Below are 19,760 nucleotides of genomic sequence, written 5' to 3'. Positions count from 1 at the left end.
TTAAATCATCGGAATAAAGGTCGCTTTTGTTTGTGTCTTATACTTATCGAATCAGATACTAAAAAATCCTGAAAGCCTATGCTGTTCAGGATTTTTCCATTGGATCGTATAAGTAACGCTTCTTACGCTTGTGCGGAAAGAGCGTTCAGTTTTTTCGCCAAGCGAGACTTTTTGCGTGCTGCAGCATTTTTATGAACCAGACCTTTAGTTACAGCCTTGTCCAGCTTTTTGGAAGCAGCTTGAATCGCAGCTTTTGCAGTATCAACTTCGTTACTTACCAGAGCAGCATCAGCAGCTTTAACAGCTGTACGGAGTGCAGACTTCTGGGAAGCGTTGAGTGCGCGGCGCTTGTCGCTCGTTTTTACGCGTTTAACAGCGGATTTGATGTTTGGCATTACATTCACCTCCTGTAAGGCATTTGCATGAATACAAACGTTTCACAACTTAAAATATTCTATCACGCTAGCATGTAAAATGCAACAGATATTCCTACGATGTTCGACATGCTGTATAAAGAAACTCTTTTTCCCACACAATATGCTCAAATGCGGTAAGGGAGGCAGGGACAGAATGACACTGGATTTGCAAAACTATACAGTTCGTACCGATTTGGCAATCGACTCCAAGGAAATGGCGCAAGGTGGACAGAAACAGACGATTCCCGGACTACGGGAAGATGTAGAGAAAAAAGAGGGTATTACGATTACACGTATTGATGTCCTGAATGAAGAAGCAGCCAAAGCGATTGGACGGGTGAAAGGTCACTATGTCACCTTGGAAGTACCTTCACTACGGAATGGTGATACCGAGTTACAGGAGCGAGTTGCTGCCGAGTTCACCCGTGAAATGGAAGATTTTATGGTTAAGGCCGGAATCAACAAAACATCCAAGGTCTTGATTGTTGGCCTGGGTAACTTAAATGTCACCCCGGATTCACTCGGACCACTTGTTGTGGAAAATCTGATGGTAACCCGTCAGTATTTCGAATTGGTGCCAGATCAAGTTGCGCCAGGGTATCGGGAAGTCAGCGCGATTGCTCCCGGTGTATTAGGTACAACAGGCATTGAATCCAGTGACATCGTACAGGGGATTGTAGACCGGACCAAGCCGGATGCCATTATTGCGATTGATGCGCTGGCCTCCCGTTCCTTGGAACGTGTAAATACAACGATTCAGGTCGCGGACATTGGTATTCACCCGGGTTCCGGTATTGGAAACAAACGGCGTGGCCTGACTCGTGAGATATTAGGTGTGCCTTGCATCGCCATCGGAGTACCAACCGTATGTTATGCGTCCACCATCGTGAATAATGTGATTGAGATGATGAGCTCACACTTTCGCCAGGAAACGGATCAGACCAAACAGATCATGGGCATGCTGGACGACATCGGTGAACAAGATCGCTTGAGTCTGGTGAAAGAGGTACTGGAGCCACTAGGTCATGACCTCATTGTGACCCCAAAGGAAATCGATGAGTTTATTGAGGGAATTGCCAATGTTATCGCTTCAGGACTTAACGCCGCGCTCCATGATGCCGTGAATCCAGATAACGTAGCCGCTTATACACATTAAAACTTAAAACTGCTGAGAAGAAGGTCCGAATCTATCGGACTTTCTTTTTTTGTTTCTGGAATCTTTCATTTTCCTGTTCTATCAAATTGGACCGGCTCATAGAGTTGAAGTATAAGAGTTGTCCAGCAGGGAAGGAGACAGCAGAATGAACAAGATATTGGCCTGGAATATTGGGAAATGGAAAAAAAGATGTCTGCACGTGCTGGCCATGGGCCGTACGTTGTTGTTGCTTATGATCATATCTGCCTTGTTTTTTGTCGTACTGGGTCTGGGGGGCATGGCAGAGAAACGCTTGAATAATTCACCCGTTTCTTCCATGAAAGGATTTGCAAGTGCCGTGTCAAGCCGCTTTTTCGTCGATATGCTCGGTATGGAGATGCCTCATCTCACCCAGAAGGAACAGACCTCTGCCATATCTGGTGAGAATCTCACCTCTTTTGTTTTCCAATTACTAACAAATGTAAATCCACAAGATCCGAAGAGCCTGATTGCGAGAGAAATGCCGGGCATGGGTTCCAACCAACCTGTTCTGCTCCGTCCTGGATCGGGTAACGAAAAAGCCGAGGCTCCCGAAGATTATCAGCCCGGTCCCGGTCTTACGGATACAGCTTCCGCAGGTGGAGGGAAACCCGGTAGTGAGCTGCATGTTCCACCAGGCCAGGACAATACGGATCCACCTGAGTCGACTGAGCCTGGAGATGGAGAAGGTAAAGAAGATCCCCCAGCGAAGAATGGCGAGAAAGACAATTCAGGCTCACCGACAACAGGCAAAAAGTCAATTCTTATCTATCATTCCCATCCACGGGAAGGCTATAATCCACTGCTTGGTACGAAAAGTGATAATCCATCATCAGGCAAATCAACAGGTAATGTGTTTCAAGTGGGAACCTACCTCTCAGACAGTCTGGAGAAGCTGGGAATCGGCGTAGAACACGCCAAGGATGATTACCCCACCAAAGTAAAGGACTATAACTGGAACTATTCCTATAAATACTCCCGTCAAACGGTAAAAGCGGCACTCGCCCAAAATGATGATCTGACGTATCTCATAGACATTCATCGCGATTCACAGCGTCATGGCAAAACAACAACAACTATTAATGACTTGGGCTACGCCAAAGTATATTTCATTATTGGACATGAAAATCCAAATTGGCGGCAGAATGAAGCCTTTGCAGCGAAAATTCATAAGAAACTGGAAGCCAAGTATCCTGGGGTATCCCGTGGTGTGTGGGGCAAGGATGGCGGAGGAGCCAACAATGGAGAGTATAACCAAACCCTCTCACCTAACAGCATTTTGATTGAGATTGGTGGTATCGACAATACAGGAGCTGAGCTCCAACGGACATCAAAGATTCTCGCAGACATGATTTCTCAAGTGTATTGGGAAGATCAGAAGGTGGACAAAGCCAGTGTGGAAACCTCGTCGCAGGGTGGGTAGAAACCATATATGTTAGAAGGAAAAATAGTAGAGAGTGACAGGAGGCAATGCACATGTCCAGATTCGGTAAAAGACTGTTATCCATCGCTGTATTAATGTTGCTGGGTGTTCTGTTTGGAATGCAGCTGGCTGGCAGCAACTTTCATATGGGCAATCCCTCAGGAGGCACGTCAACCGTTGTGACAACTGAGCCAACTTCATCGGTGACCGAATCTGTTCCGACTGCTCCTGTCCAAAAGGAAATTAAAGAACCACCATTTGTACCTGTTCAGTCACCAAGCCAAGTGCTTGGGGCAGATCAAAATAAGGCTCCGGTTGATGTGTTGGCAGACAAAACGGCTGGACTATTGCAAAATCTCTCACACAGTGGAATCAAGTGGGTGGTCTCTCTTTTTAGCGGCGTCGCTGAATAAAATACCATAATTTTAAGGTACAATATAACCTCCGGGAGTGCATGATGACACTTTATTATAAAGTTGAGACATCACGGGATTGATGCACTGTGCTTCAACTGTTATAATGAAGTGATTGACACTAGGCTGTTTCTGGGGGTAAGGAATGACTGACATTCGGGCAAGACAACGTAAAATTCGTAACTTTTCTATTATTGCACATATAGATCACGGCAAATCAACACTTGCGGACCGGATCTTGGAGCACACAGGTGCGCTCACTTCACGTGAAATGCAGGAACAAGTTCTGGATAAGATGGACCTTGAACGTGAACGTGGAATAACGATCAAGCTACAAGCAGTAGCCTTGACTTACAAAGCGGATGATGGTGAAGAGTATTTATTGAATCTGATTGATACACCGGGACACGTAGACTTCACGTATGAAGTATCACGCAGTCTTGCTGCATGTGAAGGTGCTCTGCTGGTTGTGGATGCGGCTCAGGGAATTGAAGCCCAAACACTTGCCAACGTGTATCTGGCATTGGATAACAATCTTGAAATTTTACCGGTTATCAACAAAATTGACCTTCCGAGCGCTGATCCTGAACGGGTGAAGCAGGAAGTGGAAGATGTTATTGGTTTGGACACAAGTAATGCGGTTTTGGCTTCGGCCAAATCAGGAATCGGAATCAAAGAAATTTTGGAGCAAGTGGTGAAAAGTGTTCCGGCACCAACTGGTGATCCTGACCAGCCTTTGAAAGCGCTGATTTTTGACTCGCACTACGACCCGTACAAAGGTGTAATCGTATATGTGCGTGTTGTTGACGGCAAAATCAAATCCGGTTCCAAAATCAAAATGATGGCAACAGGGAAATCATTTGAAGTCATTGAAGTTGGAGCGTTCAAACCTCGTATGACCATCGTGGACGAGCTGAACGTCGGGGATGTTGGATTTATCGTTGCAGGTATCCGGCATGTTGGCGATACACAAGTCGGGGATACGGTAACGGATGCCAAAAATCCAACACCGGAACCTTTGCCGGGTTATCGTAAAATTAACCCAATGGTGTATTGTGGTCTCTATCCGATCGAAACATCGGACTATGTTGATCTGCGTGAAGCGTTGGAGAAATTGCAGTTGAACGATGCGTCTCTGAGCTTTGAACCGGAGACATCCAGTGCACTCGGTTTTGGATTCCGTTGCGGATTCCTTGGACTGCTTCACATGGACGTTATCCAGGAGCGGATTGAGCGGGAGTTTAACATTCCGTTGATCACAACGGCACCAAGTGTAATCTATCACGTCACCTTAACCAATGGTGAAGTGATGAAAATCGACAACCCATCCAACTATCCTGAGGTGGGCCGGATTGATTACGTCGAGGAACCATACGTCAAGGCAGATATTATCGTACCGAATGATTATGTAGGTACCATTATGGAGCTGTGTCAGACTAAACGCGGTGAATATGTGAATATGGAATATCTGGACACAACTCGGGTTACCATTACCTATGAGATTCCGCTGTCCGAGATTGTATATGACTTCTTCGACCAGTTGAAATCCGGTACCAAAGGATATGCATCCCTGGATTATGAGCTGTCCGGTTACCGTCAGTCCAATTTGGCGAAAATGGATATTGTACTCAATGGCGAACAGGTGGATGCTCTGTCCTTCATCGTTCACCGTGACCGTGCCTATAACCGCGGACGCATTGTCTGTGAGAAACTGCGTGAGCTGATTCCACGGCAAATGTTCGAGGTGCCAATCCAGGCATCTGTAGGTACCAAAGTCGTTGCTCGTGAAACGGTAAAAGCAATGCGTAAAAACGTACTTGCCAAGTGTTATGGTGGTGACATCTCGCGGAAACGGAAACTGCTTGAGAAGCAGAAGGAAGGTAAGAAGCGGATGAAGCAGGTTGGTAACGTTGAGGTGCCGCAAGAGGCATTCATGGCGGTACTGAAAATTGATGATTAAACAATCTATTTTGAGGTACAACACAGAATGTGTGTATTCAAATTAGATTAAGGAGAATTCAATTTCGGGTACATCACATAATGTGTGTATCGAAATTGAATTGTAGGACGTTTGCTTGCAAACGTGGGTACAACACAGAATATTAAATAACTAAGCTGAAAGGGAAGCCGGATGGCTTTCCTTTTTTCAAATAGAGGGGGACTTGCCATGACATTGGCAGCACACAGCCGGAAGACAGGTGCGCCCCAAGCGGTGTATCTTCACATTCCCTTTTGTACGAATAAATGTTTTTATTGCGACTTTAACTCCTACGTTCTGAAAGATCAGCCCGTGATGCAATATCTCGAAGCGCTGGAACGGGAGATGGAACATACAGTTAAGGCCAATCCACCGGGCGAGATCAAGACCATATTTGTAGGTGGGGGTACGCCAACAGCTCTGAAACCGGATGAGATGGCAGTATTTCTTCGTTCCGTGAAGACGTATTTCCCAAATTGGGCAGACGATATTGAATTTTCGATGGAAGCCAACCCGGGAACAACGGATGCGGAGAAACTCGCTGCGATGAAAGAAGGCGGCGTCAACCGTGTCAGCTTTGGCGTACAGGCTTTTCAGAATGATCTGCTGACAGGCATTGGCCGTATTCATAATACGGATGATGTATATCGCAGTTTGGAGAATGCTCGAAAAGCAGGCTTGAATAACCTGTCCATTGACCTGATGTTTGGGTTGCCAAACCAGACCGTAGAGATGTTGAATGAGAGTATCGACAAAGCGCTGGAACTGGATCTGCCACATTACTCCATCTACAGCCTGAAAGTGGAAGAGAATACACTCTTCCATACACTGTATCAAAAGAACCAGTTACCACTTCCTCATGAAGATGATGAGCTGGAGATGTATCTTCTATTAATGAGACGTATGAAAGAAGCAGGCTATGGACAATACGAGATCAGTAACTTTGCCAAGCCGGGCTTTGAGAGTCGTCACAATATTACCTACTGGCGTAATGAGGACTACTATGGTCTGGGTGCAGGTGCACATGGATATGTGGGCCGCGAACGGCATATGAATATTAAAGGTATAAATCCTTATGTTGAAGCTTCACGAGCAGGGCTGCCTCGTCTGGATCATTTTGAGATTGCTCTCCCGGAAGCCATGGAAGATTATCTGATGGTTGGACTGCGAATGTTGGAGGGAGCTTCGGCCTCACGTTTTAGCGAACAGTTCGGAGAGTCCATGGAAGAAGTGTTTGCGAAGCCTTTGGGCAAAATGTTGAACGCAGGGTTGCTTGAGCGGACGGCAGACGGCTTCCGACTGAGCGAGCAGGGTATCCTGTTCGGAAATGACGTTTTTGCGGAGTTTATCGGGTCCATATCGCTGAATTCATAGCTTGAAATTCTATACGCTCTGTTGTATATTTATTCATATTGATTTTACAGGGCGTGTTAATTTAACAACTACGAAGTCAGCTTTCCTCTGGAAAGCTTGGTAATAGGAGGAGAGCAGGATGTCGGTAATATGCAGAAAAGCCGTGCCGGAAGATGTTGAACCACTGTATGAAATGATTAAGGGCTATGCAGAGCGTGGGATCATGCTTCCGCGATCACGGGAAATACTGCACCGACAGCTGGAGCACTTTGTTGTAGCCGAAGTTGATGGTGAAGTGGTGGGCTGCGGCTCGCTTTGTCGTCTGGGGAATGATTTGGTGGAAGTCAGATCACTCGGTATCTCGGAAGGGCATAAAGGGCTCGGTATTGGCTCCCGATTGCTGGATCGACTGGTAGAAGAAGCGGAGAAACAACAGATTCCTAAAGTTATGGCGTTGACATATGAAGTATCCTTCTTCCTCAAAAACGGCTTTGCCGTAGTGGAAAAAGAGATTTTCCCTGAGAAAGTATGGACCGACTGTGTTCATTGCAGCAAGCAGGATTGTTGTGATGAGATCGCGGTATTAAAAGAGCTTAACGTTTCAGCCTAACAACTAAATGGACTGCATGGATCGAGCCGAGTCAGCCTCTGCCCTACATGCAGTCCTTTTTTACTTCAAAGTATGTTCATTAAAGTTGTTAGGACTTGTCGACATTGGTCTATACTATAAATAGATGAGCCCACTCATCAAACTCACTTGACAATGTTCACGTCAGTTTGGTATTTTTGTATTACCGCTTAGCACTCATCTAACTGGAGTGCTAACGACATGGGACAGTACAGTCAGAAGGAGGGAATACTCACCATGTTAACTGAGCGTCAACGAATGATTCTGAACGCTATAGTGGATGACTATATCCGTTCAGCTGAGCCCGTAGGGTCCCGGAGCATTTCCAAAAGGGGAGATGTTGGATATAGTCCGGCGACGATCCGTAATGAAATGGCGGACCTTGAAGATATGGGTTTCCTGGAACAGCCGCATACATCGGCAGGACGCATTCCTTCTCATAAAGGCTATCGATATTACGTCGATCATTTGGTTCCCTGGAATCAGGTGGAGCCTCAGGAATTGGACGATCTGAAGTCGTTCTTCGCCGAAAAGCTGAATGTCATGGAACAAGTTATTCAACATGCATCCAATATTTTGTCACATATGACGAATTATACTTCGATCCTGCTTGGACCGGAAGTATTCCATACGTCCCTTCGCCACTTCCAATTGCTTCCGCTGAACGAAAGTGAAGCTGTGGCAATCATTGTGACCAATACCGGTCAGGTGGAGAACAAGACGGTCCAGATTCCTCCAGAAATCTCGGTAGCCGAGATGGAGAAAGTGGTTCGACTGTTGAACACCAAGCTGGTTGGTGTGCCAATTTACAAATTGAAATCCCGTCTCTATACTGAACTTGGGCAAGAGATGGAACGGCATATTACACGTTACGAGGAAGTTATGCAAGTGCTGAACAGTGCCTTTGACAACGAACACGATAATCGTCTGTTCCTCAGTGGTGCCACCAATATGTTGACTCAACCGGAGTTTAAAGATATCGAAAAGGTCAAAGATATTCTTGACCTGCTGGAAGAGACACCAACACTCATGAAATTGATGATGCCCGTGCCGGGTGGATCTGGTATTCAAGTGCGAATCGGCACTGAGAATGATCATGAAGCCTTTGCCAACTGCAGCCTGATTACAGCCTCCTATTCATTGGACGGTGAGGCTTTGGGTTCGATCGGTATTCTAGGACCCACGCGGATGGATTACGCACGTGTCATTCATATTCTAAATACACTATCCCGTGACTTGACGGCGATGCTCACGCATCGTTTCAAATAAGATTCGGGAATGAACCATTTCATTCGTATAAGGAGGTGAACATCTTGAAAGAGGAGCAATCATTTACAGAAGAACAAGAGGTAACAGCAGCTGAGCAGGAGCCTATTAATGAAGCTGGCGCTGCAGAAGCACAAGCTGAAGAGATGGCTGATCAGGAGCAGGATGAGCTTGCACGTCTGAAGGCAGAAGCTGAGGAGCAACAGCAGCGTTATGTCCGTGCACAGGCTGATTTTGATAACTTCCGTCGTCGTACTCAGAAGGAAAAAGAAGAATTGGCTAAATACGCTTCGATGAAGCTGGTCACCGAACTGGTACCGGTTATTGATAACTTCGAGCGCGCCATGGCTACTGTACCGGAAGGAGCAGAGGTCGAATCTTTCTCCAAGGGCATCCAAATGATTTTCCGTCAATTGGAAACCGTAATGAATAACGAAGGCCTGACGGCAATGGAATCGGTAGGACAACCGTTCAATCCTGAATTCCACCAAGCAATTATGCAAGTGGAGAGCGACGAGTACGAAGAAGGTATCGTTGTTGAGGAAGTCCAAAAAGGCTACATGCTGAAAGATAAAGTGCTTCGTCCAGCTATGGTTAAAGTCAGCTCATAATTCCTTATAGGAAGGAATGAGTCGGCTCCATAGTTGAACAATGTGGGCGAAGTTTAATATAAAGGTTTGTACACATAGAGCACGATTAGCAACATGAACATCTAAATAAGGGTCAGATCAGACCCATTCATTTTAAATTGTTGAGGGAGGAAATTTTCGGATGAGCAAAGTAATTGGTATTGACTTAGGAACAACAAACTCATGCGTAGCAGTAATGGAAGGCGGCGAGGCTGTCGTAATTCCAAATCCGGAGGGCGCACGTACAACTCCATCCGTAGTTGGTTTCAAAAAAGATGGAGAGCGCGTTGTTGGTGAAACTGCAAAACGTCAAGCGATCACCAATCCGGATCGTACCATCATGTCGATCAAACGTCACATGGGTACTTCCCACAAGGAAACAATCGATAGCAAAGACTACTCCGCACAAGAGATCTCTGCAATCATTCTGCAAAAATTGAAAACTGATGCTGAAGCTTATCTGGGTCAAACGGTAACTCAAGCCGTTATCACTGTACCAGCGTACTTCAATGACAGTCAGCGTCAAGCGACTAAAGATGCGGGTAAAATTGCAGGTTTGGAAGTTCTGCGTATCGTCAACGAGCCTACAGCAGCAGCTTTGGCATACGGTATGGAGAAATCCGAAGACCAAACGATTCTCGTATATGACCTGGGTGGCGGTACGTTCGACGTATCCATTCTTGAACTGGGTGACGGCTTCTTCGAAGTTAAAGCAACGAGCGGGGATAACCAACTGGGCGGGGATGACTTTGACCAAGTAATCATTGATTATCTCGTAAGTGAATTCAAAAAAGATCAAGGCATTGACTTGAGTAAAGATAAAGCAGCGGTTCAACGTTTGAAAGATGCAGCGGAAAAAGCGAAAAAAGAACTTTCCGGTGTATTGACTACAACAATCTCCTTGCCGTTCATCACGGTTGCTGATGGCGTTCCACAGCATTTGGAGTTGAACCTGAGCCGTGCGAAATTTGAAGAAATCTCTGCAGGTCTGGTTGAGCGTACGCTTGAACCAACTCGTCGTGCATTGAGTGATGCGGGTATGACAGCTAACGATATTGACAAGATCGTATTGGTTGGTGGTTCCACACGTATTCCTGCAGTACAAGAAGCAATCAAAAAACTGACGGGTAAAGATCCACACAAAGGCGTTAACCCCGATGAAGTTGTAGCTTTGGGTGCTGCTGTACAAGCGGGCGTACTGACAGGTGATGTGAAAGACGTTGTATTGCTTGACGTAACTCCATTGTCCCTGGGTATCGAAACTGCGGGTGGCGTATTCACAAAAATGATCGAGCGTAACACAACGATCCCTACAAGCAAATCTCAAGTATTCTCCACATATGCAGACAATCAACCTAGCGTTGAGATTCATGTTCTGCAAGGTGAGCGTGAGATGGCAGCAGGTAACAAATCGCTTGGACGTTTCATGTTGGGTGATATTCCACCAGCTCCACGTGGCGTTCCACAGATCGAAGTTAGCTTCGATATTGATGCCAACGGTATCGTTAACGTATCTGCAACAGATAAAGGTACTAACAAAACTCAAAAAATCACAATCACTTCTTCCAGCGGTTTGAGCGATGCTGAAGTTGAGCAAATGATGAAAGATGCTGAGTTGCACGCTGAAGAAGATAAAAAACGCAGAGAACTCGTTGAAGCGAAAAACAGTGCAGATCAATTGATCTACTCTGTTGACAAAACGATCAAAGATCTTGGCGAAAAAGCAGATGCTGGCGAAGTTGAAAAAGCAAATGCTGCCAAAGAAAAACTGCAAGGCGTTCTGGCTTCCGACAACCTGGAAGATATCAAAGCTGCTACAGAAGAGCTGACAGAGATCGTTCAACAACTGTCCGTGAAACTGTATGAGCAAGCTCAGGCGCAAGAGCAAGAAGCACAAGGTGCTGAAGAGCAACAAGGTTCCGCTAAACGTGATAACGTCGTAGACGCTGATTACGAAGTTGTGGATGAAGATAAAAAACAAAACTAATTCGTAGTTCTACGCGAATTAAACATCGGTGACGTTCGAATTAGAGGGAAAGTCATAGCCGGGGCTCCCGCGCTTTGGCTTTCCTTTTGTCACGATGTGCGATAAGGTGAATGATATGGGGGTGGAAGAGTGGCTGAAAAGCGTGATTATTATGAGGTGCTTGGCGTTAGTAAAACGGCTAACGACGATGAGATTAAAAAGGCTTACCGTAAGCTTGCCCGTCAGTATCACCCTGACGTAAACAAGGCTGCTGATGCGGAAGCTAAATTTAAAGAAGTTAAAGAAGCTTACGACGTAGTGAGTGACGGTCAGAAGCGTGCACAATATGATCAATATGGTCATGTCGATCCGAATCAAGGTGGATTCGGTGGTGGCGGTGATTTTGGCGGCGGTGGATTTGGCGACATCTTCGACATGTTCTTTGGCGGCGGTGGCGGTGGACGGCGTGATCCAAATGCTCCGCAACGGGGGAATGATCTGCAGTACACGATGACGATTGAGTTCAAGGAAGCTGTATTCGGTAAAGAAACGGATATTACGATTCCGCGTACCGAAGGCTGTGATACCTGTCATGGCTCAGGTGCCAAACCTGGAACGAAACCGGAAACCTGCTCGGTCTGCCAAGGTAGCGGTCAGCAGGAAGTTGTGCAAAATACACCGTTTGGTCGTATGGTTAATCGTCGTGCATGTTCGAACTGTAGCGGTTCGGGCCAAATTATCAAAGAAAAATGTACAACGTGTAGTGGTAGCGGTAAAGTCCGCAAGCAACGCAAAATCCATGTCCGCATTCCAGCGGGTGTAGATGATGGCGCGCAACTGCGTATGACAGGTGAGGGCGAGGGAGGCCTGCGTGGCGGACCAGCGGGAGACCTGTATATTGTCATTCGCGTGAAATCACATGATTTCTTCGAGCGTGAAGGTGACGATATTTATTGCGAAATCCCACTTACCTTTGCTCAGGCAGCTCTGGGAGATGAAGTTGAAATCCCAACGTTGACCGAGAAAGTGAAGTTGAAAGTACCAGCTGGTACACAAACGGGAACGTATTTCCGACTCAAAGGCAAAGGCGTACCACGCCTACGCGGTATGGGGCAAGGAGATCAACATGTGAAAGTGGTTGTAGTTACACCTAGTAAGCTGAATGACGAGCAGAAGGATCTGCTTCGCCAAATTGCTGCGCTGGATGGAGAGCAAACACATGAGCATGAACAATCTTTCTTTGATAGAGTGAAACGCGCCTTCCGCGGCGACTGAGAATAAAATAAAGCAAATTCTTAAGGACACCACAGCGGTTTTTGCCGTATGGTGTCCTTTTTTGTACGCCTTTTTTTAGTGGTTCAGTGATTTTGGCAAAATTCATGGATCTATGCTACAAAGAACGACAGCAATTTGTGAGAGCATTCGGTATATTCTGAGCGAACTTGCGGAAAGATAGCATGGCGAGAATGATATGCATAGCTGATATGCGAGAAATTAGGGAAGCAGGTGAAGCGGATGACCGAGAAAAATATTTTGGCGTACTTTCACAGCCCGGAGCAGGCTCAAGGGGCAGCCAAAAAACTGGAGGCATTGCGAGTGGAGGACCTGTCAATTAATCGATTCAGCCGTTATGCGGGTGTAGGACCAAGTGGGGCTTCCTACAAGCCGGGCGTTTCCGGCAGTTTTTCATCATGGGTGCCCGATTCGATGCAAACAAATGCCAGTGCTGGAATCATGGCGGCGGCGGACCCTTCTGCAAGCGGCATGAGTGATGGTGGACAGGGTGGCCCTACAGGAAGAGATGTATTACTAACGGTCATCGTAGATGAATCGGTACATCACCGCGCTATGTCTATTATCGAACAAGCCGGTGGAATGATCTAGTTTCCCAATTTGAAGGAGGAGCATTACAATGGCAGAACATGAACGTCCAGGCAAGATTTTAACGAAAACGGAAAAGATGAAACGTATGCAATCCGCAAAAAATGAGGACGTGGAATTCAGCGCTGAAGCTGCGGATCATGAAGATGTTGAAGCACTACGCCGCAGTGAAGCGGCTGATCGACGACAGGGACGGGAGCTTAATGACTGAAGATCGCTCGGCAGTGACCCTCGAAGCTGTTTTTACAAGCTGGACTGAGGCCGAGTCTGCACGCAGAGCCCTCGAATTGTTGCACCCGAACCAATTGAGTATTGAGAGCCTTGGCAATGAAGCGTCTGCATTGGACTCAAACGATGTTAAGAGCTTCGATAATTCTCCTACGGCCGTTGTCGGAGGGTTTAGTGGCGAACTGAATGTACTTGCCCTGATTAGTGATGAAACGGAAATGTTGTCCAATGGTCAGGTGTATGATTCACCCAAAGAGGACTCGGCAAACAGGCTGAAACAAGAAATTTTGCTGACCGTGTCCGTATCCAACGATTCGCTCCCGCAAGCCGCAGAGATGATCACACAGAATGGTGGGCGTTTTTGCTAAGTGAGATTCGAATTATACAAAATGCTGAAGTAAATGAAACAGATATGTATGAATAGATGACAGGATATTCGAGCAGTCAGGCTGCGGATATCCTGTTTTGTTTTTCTTTTACTGGTGCGGCTTTGTGCTCCGGCTAGCTTGTGTAGTACAATAGTTGGGATGTTTGAAAAATGAGGAGGAAAAACCAAGTATGTTATGGCATGAACTAACAATACATACCACAGAAGAAGCTGTGGAGATGATTTCGAATTTTTTACATGAAGCGGGTGCTGGAGGGGTTTCGATTGAAGAGTCCGGTACTTTAAATAAAAAACGGGACACGACATATGGGGAGTTATACGACGTTCCTTTGAATGATATTCCGGAAGGCTTTGCGGTCATCAAAGGGTACTTCTCCGAAGGTACGGACATGGTTGCATTGCAGTCAGAAGTTAATCCAAGAATCGAAGAACTCACTGAATTCGGAATTGATACGGGTGAGGTTCGTTATGAGACACGTACAGTGGATGAAAATGACTGGGCAACGGCCTGGAAGCAATATTTCAAACCGGTACGTGTATCAGAACGTCTGACGATTAAACCAACGTGGGAAGAGTATACGCCAGAAAGTCCGGATGAGAAAATTATTGAACTTGACCCAGGTATGGCTTTTGGTACAGGAACTCATCCAACGACTTCCCTCTGCTTGCGCACACTGGAAACGGTTATTCAAGGCGGCGAGGAAATCATTGACGTAGGTACAGGTTCTGGCATTTTGGCAATTGGAGCGATAAAGCTTGGTGCTAAACATGTGTTGGCGCTTGATCTGGATCCAGTTGCGGTCATCAGTGCCAGAGAGAATGTGGAACTGAATGGGCTGGAGCAACAAATTACGGTTAAAGAGAGTGATCTGTTGTCCGTCCTCGGGAGTCAGGACCCTGCGCTAGGTGTGCAACTGCCAGTTAAGGTTGTCGTGGCGAACATTCTGGCTGAGATCATTTTGTTGTTCGTAGACGATGTCTATCATGCGCTTGAGTCTGGTGGTACCTATATTGTATCCGGCATTTGGAAGAACAAAGAGCAGGTTGTACATGACGCGCTGGTATCCTCCGGGTTTGAAGTTAGTGCGATCCACCGTGATGAGGATTGGCTGGCGTTTGTAGCCAGAAAGGGGTAACGTATGGACTTTTGGAATTCGTTCTTTCGTTATCCGATCGATCAGCTTCCTTTTTTCCTGCTGACCATCCTGATCGCATTTACGGTGCATGAATTCTCGCATGCGTATTTTGCCAACAAATTCGGTGATCCGACAGCCAAGCTGTTGGGTCGGGTCACGCTGAATCCGGTTGTACACTTTGACTTGTTTGGTGTGCTGTTGCTCATTATTGCCGGCTTTGGTTGGGCACGTCCAGTTCCGGTTAATCGTGCTAACTTCGACAAACCTAGATTGATGGGCATCATCGTATCCGCAGCAGGGCCTCTGAGCAATCTGTTGCTCGCGATCATCGGTACAATCATCTATGCTTCACTGGTTGGTTCGGGCGCACTCGGCGGCATTGATAATGAACGGTTGCTGACAGCAATCACAACGTTTTTCGCTATCTTTAACTTAACCAACTTTTTCCTGTTCCTGTTTAACTTGATTCCGTTGCCCCCACTGGATGGTTATCGGATTCTGGAAGATATAGTGCCACCTTCAATCAGCCGCAAGATGCAAGGGGTGGAGCAATGGTCCATTTTTATCTTCCTATTGATTCTTGTTATACCTCCGTTGCAAAATGTGACGATTCAACCTTTGTATGAGTTTGCGCAAACGATGTATGTGGATCTGGCAAAGCTGGTTATTGAATTATATCGCTAAAAGCGCATCGTGTTTTGGGCTGATATACTGGTCAGATACACGTAAAAGTTGTATGATCATCTGTGGCGATTGGATTCACGCTTGTCATCAGGCGGGGTGAATTCCAGTCATAACAGGACAGAATGGGTGGATTGACTAATGCAGCGATATTTTGTATCTGCAGAACAGTTTAATGAACACGCTGTGATCATCACAGGTGATGATGCACGCCATATCGGCAAGGTTATGCGTGGTAAACCTGGAGATAAACTGATTGTCAGTGACGGAAACTCCAGAGAAGCACTCGTGGAAATTGAGACCATTGAAGTTGGCCAAGTTACTGCAAATATTGTAGAGTCTTTGGCTATGGACCGTGAAGCACGGATTCGTGTAACCGTGGCACAAAGTTTGCCCAAGGGTGACAAGATGGAAACAGTCATCCAGAGGTGTACTGAGATTGGGGCGGTATCATTTGTACCCTTCCTATCAGAGCGTACGATTGTGCAATATGATGCCAAGAAAGAAGGCAAACGGTTGGAGCGGTGGCGGAAAATTGCCAAGGAAGCTGCAGAACAGAGTCACCGGAATCGTATTCCATCCGTTGAGCAGCCGCTTTCCTGGAAAGGGCTGTTATCTTCTTTTGAGGGCTATAGCCTGGTATGTTATTGTTATGAGAAAGAAAACGGTAAACAGCTGAGAGATGCACTGAAGCCGTTTATAGAGCAGCTTGCACCTGATGCAAGTGCAGAAGTTTTGATCGTGGTTGGACCGGAAGGTGGATTTTCTGAGAAGGAGACGGCAGAGGCAGATCAGGCAGGTGCTGTGTCTGTTGGACTGGGCAAACGCATTTTGCGTGCTGAGACAGCTGGAATGGCAGCACTAACTTGCGTGCTATATGAATCCGGAGAAATGGGAGGAATGTAATTATGCCATCCGTGGCGTTTTACACCTTAGGCTGCAAAGTTAATTTCTATGATACAGAGGCGATTTGGCAATTGTTCAAAAACGAAGGTTACAATCAAGTGGACTTTGATGAACAGACAGCGGATGTATACTTGATTAATACTTGTACAGTAACCAATACCGGCGACAAAAAGAGCCGTCAAATTATTCGTCGTGCCATTCGGCGCAACCCGGAGGCGATTGTGGCAGTTACAGGCTGCTACGCGCAGACTTCTCCGGCAGAGATTCTGGACATCCCAGGGGTGGATCTGGTTATCGGTACACAGGACCGTGACAAGATTTTGCCATATGTTAATGAAATTCAGGAGTCCCGTCAACCGGTTAATGCGGTGCGTAATATTATGAAAACCCGTGTGTTTGAAGAGATGGATGTACCTGATTTTGCTGATCGTACCCGAGCATTCCTGAAAATTCAGGATGGATGCAATAACTTTTGCACATTCTGCATCATTCCGTGGTCTCGTGGTCTCTCACGCAGCCGTGAGGCGAATAGCATTATTCAACAGGCGCATCAGCTCGTACACGCCGGATACAAGGAGATTGTTCTGACCGGTATTCATACAGGTGGGTATGGTGATGACATGGAGAATTATGATCTCACCGATCTGCTGTGGGACCTGGACAAGGTAGAGGGGCTGGAGCGTATTCGAATCAGCTCGATTGAAGCCAGTCAGATTGACGACCGTATGCTCGACGTGATCAAACGTTCGGACAAACTCGTTCGCCACTTCCATATTCCGCTGCAAGCGGGTGATGATACGGTATTGAAACGCATGCGCCGCAAATATACGACAGAAGAGTTTTACAACAAGATGCTTCGCATTCGGGAAGCAATGCCGGATGTAGCGATTACAACAGACATTATTGTTGGATTTCCAGGTGAGACGGATGAGATGTACCGTAATGGCTATGAGTTGATGCGGAAGATCGGTTTTTCCGAAATGCACGTATTCCCTTATTCCAAGCGTACGGGTACACCAGCAGCACGGATGGAAGATCAGGTGGACGAAGAGGTCAAAAATGCACGTGTGCATGAACTGATTGACTTGTCTGAGCAGATGCAACTGGAGTACGCTGGGCAGTTTGTCGGACAGGTACTGGATGTTATTCCCGAAGGTGAAGCCAAAGGCCGCGAGGGAAGTGGCAAGCTGCACGGTTATAGCGACAACTACATTCAACTGGTCTTTGACGGAACGATGGATATGGTCGGTAAAGTGTGCCGAGTCAAAGTGGTTGAAGCCGGCGTCAACGAGAGTCAGGCTACGCTGGTACGTGTGTTGGAAGAGAATCTTAAGTCCGCCGCGATGTGATCGAGGCGTCAGAAACAAGGATTTCATTTCCTTGGGGAGCTTACCCGGGGAGATGAGGTCCTTCTTTTGCAAAAAATAAGATAAAGATATCGAAGTTGATGGGGGAGAGCACGATGAACAAAAAAGAAATTTCAGCAGGCGGAGTTGTTTATAGAACAGGGGAAGACGGACGTCTTCAAATTCAGCTTATCGTAGATCGTTATGGTAAAACAACTCTCGCCAAGGGCAAGATGGAAGATGGAGAAACAATCGAACAGACGGCACTGCGCGAGATTTTGGAAGAGACAGGTATGGTGGGTCGCATTGTAGAGCCGGTCGATATCATTGCTTACACGTACCAACATGCAGATTTTGGCCCGGTGGACAAGGAAGTTCATTATTATCTCGTTGAAGCCGAGAGTGGTGATCTACAGCCTCAGATTGAAGAAATCAAGGGTGTGGATTGGTATGCTCCAGAAGAAGCATGGTCCTTACAGCAGCAGAGCGGATATGATAATAACGATGATATCTTGCGTGTAGCCCTGAACAAGTTAGGCTTTAACGTATAACGCATTATTGTTCGAGTCAGTTAGCCGCGCGCTCTGTGGGTATGGATAGGCAGATCATCAAGCCACGGGTGACTTCGCCGCTGGGGCGTGGACCGGTGGTTTTTTGTGCCAGATTGGCAAGTAACAGAATGGCAAAGCAAGCAGTGAACTGGTGATGTTAAAAAGGGTCTGGGCATGCGCAATCTGTGCCCCGTTGTCCGCTGACAGCCAGGCCGAAGCTGCATGCAGCTGGCCGATCAGCGGCATAAACAGCAGCGCTCCCGCAATGTTTAATACAACATGGGAGGCTGCAACAAATTTGCCTGCGGATGCTCCGCCCGCGGCAGCAATCACAGCGGTGATGCAGGTCCCCACATTGGACCCGATCACAATGGCGATGCCGATCTCCACAGGCAATACCCCTGTGGCAGCGAGCGTAATCGCCATGCTAATGACAGCCGCGCTGCTGTGAATGAGCGCTGTCAGACAGGCACCTGCCAGGAAGCCCCACCACAAGCTGTCGGCCGAGCGGTCGAGAAACCATTGAAATACGCCCATGCTCCGCAAGGGTAAGGCAATGGATTGCATCACCTGAATGCCTGTCATAACAAGTGCAAATCCCGCAGCTGCGAGGAAGCTGTACTGGATGTTAAACAGAGTCTGGCGCGTGCGTTCAGGAGCGGCCAGATTGCGTTCACCAAGAACAACAAACATGGCCCAGCCCGTTAGCGACAGGACGAGTAGCGGTAGGGAAGCACGTCCGATCTGCAGTCCCACCAGCTCCGTCGTCAGGCATGTCCCGATGTTGGTGCCGAGGATGATGCCAAGTGTGCGTCCATAGGTAATTAATCTGGCATTAGCCAGTCCAATGGTAAGTACGGTGACCGCAGTACTGCTCTGTAACAGGGCTGTTGCGCCCGCACTGAAGGCCATGCCTTTCCAAGGAGCAGAGGTGGCACGATTGAGCCAACCTGCCAACATGGGCCCTGCCATGCGCTGCAAGGCCGTCTCCATCAGCTTCATGCCACCAAAAAAGATAATAAGCCCATAGAGTAGGGGCAATATCACATCTCTAAACATAGAAATATCATTCCTTCCGTCCGGGTTCCTTAACTCATCCTATGAGTAAGAAAAGACAACCATGACAAGCCTAAAGGAATTCAGAGGGAAGCGACCTAAATTATCGGCCCCTCAATTCGAAAGATACGGTGATTCGTGCAAACGTAGCGAAGAAGACGAAATTGTTGCCGAAGAAGCGAAGCGCTCGCCTTTATCCCCGGGTTTTCCCTTTAAGAAAGGGAATCAAAAAAAATCTGGGGATAACAGCGATCAGAGGAACAATTCGTCGCTGTAGTGTCACTGATACAGCGCTTAAAGTAACAGCTTAGCGCCAACATGCTCTCAACTGCCCCACCCCA

At 47.0% G+C, this 19,760-nt stretch carries 20 protein-coding genes; 18 read left to right on the top strand and 2 right to left on the bottom strand.

Features of this window, described 5'->3' with window-relative positions:
- Nucleotides 1-122 precede the first annotated feature (122 nt).
- Nucleotides 123-395, bottom strand: a complete 273-nt coding sequence (gene rpsT, locus MKZ13_RS21785) for a 30S ribosomal protein S20 (RefSeq protein ID WP_024628504.1) — start codon at nt 393-395, stop codon at nt 123-125.
- 175 nt (nt 396-570) lie between these two features.
- On the opposite strand from rpsT, the gene gpr reads away from it, so the two are divergent.
- The 18 genes from gpr to MKZ13_RS21695 all read left to right on the top strand — a co-directional run bounded on the left by gpr (nt 571) and on the right by MKZ13_RS21695 (nt 18,363).
- Complete coding sequence (gene gpr / locus MKZ13_RS21780) at nt 571-1,572, top strand: GPR endopeptidase (RefSeq protein ID WP_221821961.1); 1,002 nt, start codon at nt 571-573, stop codon at nt 1,570-1,572.
- A 145-nt stretch (nt 1,573-1,717) separates the two neighbouring features.
- Complete coding sequence (locus tag MKZ13_RS21775) at nt 1,718-3,013, top strand: stage II sporulation protein P (protein ID WP_076211676.1); 1,296 nt, start codon at nt 1,718-1,720, stop codon at nt 3,011-3,013.
- 53 nt (nt 3,014-3,066) lie between these two features.
- A complete protein-coding gene (locus tag MKZ13_RS21770) occupies nt 3,067-3,426 on the top strand; it encodes a hypothetical protein (RefSeq protein ID WP_076211674.1) in 360 nt (119 codons plus the stop codon).
- A 145-nt stretch (nt 3,427-3,571) separates the two neighbouring features.
- Nucleotides 3,572-5,386 carry a translation elongation factor 4 gene (gene lepA / locus MKZ13_RS21765; protein ID WP_036615097.1) on the top strand — a complete coding sequence of 605 codons (1,815 nt, stop codon included), beginning with the start codon at nt 3,572-3,574 and terminating at the stop codon, nt 5,384-5,386.
- A gap of 207 nt (nt 5,387-5,593) precedes the next feature.
- Nucleotides 5,594-6,778, top strand: coding sequence for a radical SAM family heme chaperone HemW (gene hemW / locus MKZ13_RS21760; RefSeq protein ID WP_339178085.1), 1,185 nt, complete (start codon nt 5,594-5,596; stop codon nt 6,776-6,778).
- A gap of 118 nt (nt 6,779-6,896) precedes the next feature.
- On the top strand, nt 6,897-7,367 hold the full coding sequence (locus MKZ13_RS21755) for an N-acetyltransferase (RefSeq protein WP_017687214.1): 471 nt from the start codon (nt 6,897-6,899) through the stop codon (nt 7,365-7,367).
- Between the two features lie 255 nt (nt 7,368-7,622).
- Nucleotides 7,623-8,654: a heat-inducible transcriptional repressor HrcA gene (gene hrcA, locus MKZ13_RS21750; RefSeq protein ID WP_076211670.1), complete on the top strand. Its 1,032-nt coding sequence runs from the start codon at nt 7,623-7,625 to the stop codon at nt 8,652-8,654.
- A gap of 44 nt (nt 8,655-8,698) precedes the next feature.
- A complete protein-coding gene (gene grpE / locus MKZ13_RS21745) occupies nt 8,699-9,262 on the top strand; it encodes a nucleotide exchange factor GrpE (RefSeq protein WP_076211668.1) in 564 nt (187 codons plus the stop codon).
- A 160-nt stretch (nt 9,263-9,422) separates the two neighbouring features.
- A complete protein-coding gene (gene dnaK / locus MKZ13_RS21740; protein ID WP_339178081.1) occupies nt 9,423-11,267 on the top strand; it encodes a molecular chaperone DnaK in 1,845 nt (614 codons plus the stop codon).
- 129 nt (nt 11,268-11,396) lie between these two features.
- A complete protein-coding gene (dnaJ, locus tag MKZ13_RS21735) occupies nt 11,397-12,521 on the top strand; it encodes a molecular chaperone DnaJ (protein ID WP_062835521.1) in 1,125 nt (374 codons plus the stop codon).
- A 240-nt stretch (nt 12,522-12,761) separates the two neighbouring features.
- Nucleotides 12,762-13,130, top strand: coding sequence for a hypothetical protein (locus MKZ13_RS21730; RefSeq protein ID WP_017687219.1), 369 nt, complete (start codon nt 12,762-12,764; stop codon nt 13,128-13,130).
- 28 nt (nt 13,131-13,158) lie between these two features.
- Nucleotides 13,159-13,338, top strand: coding sequence for a YfhD family protein (locus tag MKZ13_RS21725; protein WP_339178079.1), 180 nt, complete (start codon nt 13,159-13,161; stop codon nt 13,336-13,338).
- Nucleotides 13,331-13,723: a hypothetical protein gene (locus MKZ13_RS21720; RefSeq protein WP_221821967.1), complete on the top strand. Its 393-nt coding sequence runs from the start codon at nt 13,331-13,333 to the stop codon at nt 13,721-13,723. Before MKZ13_RS21725 ends, MKZ13_RS21720 begins: the two co-directional genes overlap by 8 nt.
- Nucleotides 13,724-13,913: 190 nt before the next feature.
- A complete protein-coding gene (gene prmA, locus MKZ13_RS21715) occupies nt 13,914-14,879 on the top strand; it encodes a 50S ribosomal protein L11 methyltransferase (RefSeq protein WP_339178076.1) in 966 nt (321 codons plus the stop codon).
- Nucleotides 14,880-14,882: 3 nt separating this feature from the next.
- Nucleotides 14,883-15,563 carry a site-2 protease family protein gene (locus MKZ13_RS21710; protein ID WP_339178074.1) on the top strand — a complete coding sequence of 227 codons (681 nt, stop codon included), beginning with the start codon at nt 14,883-14,885 and terminating at the stop codon, nt 15,561-15,563.
- A 138-nt stretch (nt 15,564-15,701) separates the two neighbouring features.
- Nucleotides 15,702-16,466, top strand: coding sequence for a 16S rRNA (uracil(1498)-N(3))-methyltransferase (locus MKZ13_RS21705; protein ID WP_339178072.1), 765 nt, complete (start codon nt 15,702-15,704; stop codon nt 16,464-16,466).
- A 2-nt stretch (nt 16,467-16,468) separates the two neighbouring features.
- Nucleotides 16,469-17,815, top strand: coding sequence for a tRNA (N(6)-L-threonylcarbamoyladenosine(37)-C(2))-methylthiotransferase MtaB (gene mtaB, locus MKZ13_RS21700; RefSeq protein ID WP_339178069.1), 1,347 nt, complete (start codon nt 16,469-16,471; stop codon nt 17,813-17,815).
- Nucleotides 17,816-17,928: 113 nt separating this feature from the next.
- Nucleotides 17,929-18,363, top strand: coding sequence for an NUDIX domain-containing protein (locus MKZ13_RS21695; RefSeq protein WP_221821973.1), 435 nt, complete (start codon nt 17,929-17,931; stop codon nt 18,361-18,363).
- 57 nt (nt 18,364-18,420) lie between these two features.
- Here MKZ13_RS21695 and MKZ13_RS21690 read toward each other — a convergent pair whose 3' ends face one another.
- On the bottom strand, nt 18,421-19,422 hold the full coding sequence (locus tag MKZ13_RS21690) for a Na/Pi symporter (RefSeq protein ID WP_017687227.1): 1,002 nt from the start codon (nt 19,420-19,422) through the stop codon (nt 18,421-18,423).
- Nucleotides 19,423-19,760: the final 338 nt, after the last annotated feature.

The sequence above is a fragment of the Paenibacillus sp. FSL R5-0701 genome, assembly GCF_037973995.1.
In the GTDB taxonomy this organism is placed as follows: domain Bacteria; phylum Bacillota; class Bacilli; order Paenibacillales; family Paenibacillaceae; genus Paenibacillus.
The sequence above is the reverse complement of the archived record's forward strand: the minus strand, read 5'-3'. Positions and strand labels throughout refer to the sequence as shown.

Coding starts and splice junctions, on each gene's coding strand:
- rpsT (WP_024628504.1), bottom strand. CDS start 395: ATGCCAAACATCAAATCCGCTGTTAAACGCGTAAAAACGAGCGACAAG.
- gpr (WP_221821961.1), top strand. CDS start 571: ATGACACTGGATTTGCAAAACTATACAGTTCGTACCGATTTGGCAATC.
- MKZ13_RS21775 (WP_076211676.1), top strand. CDS start 1,718: ATGAACAAGATATTGGCCTGGAATATTGGGAAATGGAAAAAAAGATGT.
- MKZ13_RS21770 (WP_076211674.1), top strand. CDS start 3,067: ATGTCCAGATTCGGTAAAAGACTGTTATCCATCGCTGTATTAATGTTG.
- lepA (WP_036615097.1), top strand. CDS start 3,572: ATGACTGACATTCGGGCAAGACAACGTAAAATTCGTAACTTTTCTATT.
- hemW (WP_339178085.1), top strand. CDS start 5,594: ATGACATTGGCAGCACACAGCCGGAAGACAGGTGCGCCCCAAGCGGTG.
- MKZ13_RS21755 (WP_017687214.1), top strand. CDS start 6,897: ATGTCGGTAATATGCAGAAAAGCCGTGCCGGAAGATGTTGAACCACTG.
- hrcA (WP_076211670.1), top strand. CDS start 7,623: ATGTTAACTGAGCGTCAACGAATGATTCTGAACGCTATAGTGGATGAC.
- dnaK (WP_339178081.1), top strand. CDS start 9,423: ATGAGCAAAGTAATTGGTATTGACTTAGGAACAACAAACTCATGCGTA.
- MKZ13_RS21730 (WP_017687219.1), top strand. CDS start 12,762: ATGACCGAGAAAAATATTTTGGCGTACTTTCACAGCCCGGAGCAGGCT.
- MKZ13_RS21725 (WP_339178079.1), top strand. CDS start 13,159: ATGGCAGAACATGAACGTCCAGGCAAGATTTTAACGAAAACGGAAAAG.
- MKZ13_RS21720 (WP_221821967.1), top strand. CDS start 13,331: ATGACTGAAGATCGCTCGGCAGTGACCCTCGAAGCTGTTTTTACAAGC.
- prmA (WP_339178076.1), top strand. CDS start 13,914: ATGTTATGGCATGAACTAACAATACATACCACAGAAGAAGCTGTGGAG.
- MKZ13_RS21710 (WP_339178074.1), top strand. CDS start 14,883: ATGGACTTTTGGAATTCGTTCTTTCGTTATCCGATCGATCAGCTTCCT.
- MKZ13_RS21705 (WP_339178072.1), top strand. CDS start 15,702: ATGCAGCGATATTTTGTATCTGCAGAACAGTTTAATGAACACGCTGTG.
- mtaB (WP_339178069.1), top strand. CDS start 16,469: ATGCCATCCGTGGCGTTTTACACCTTAGGCTGCAAAGTTAATTTCTAT.
- MKZ13_RS21695 (WP_221821973.1), top strand. CDS start 17,929: ATGAACAAAAAAGAAATTTCAGCAGGCGGAGTTGTTTATAGAACAGGG.
- MKZ13_RS21690 (WP_017687227.1), bottom strand. CDS start 19,422: ATGTTTAGAGATGTGATATTGCCCCTACTCTATGGGCTTATTATCTTT.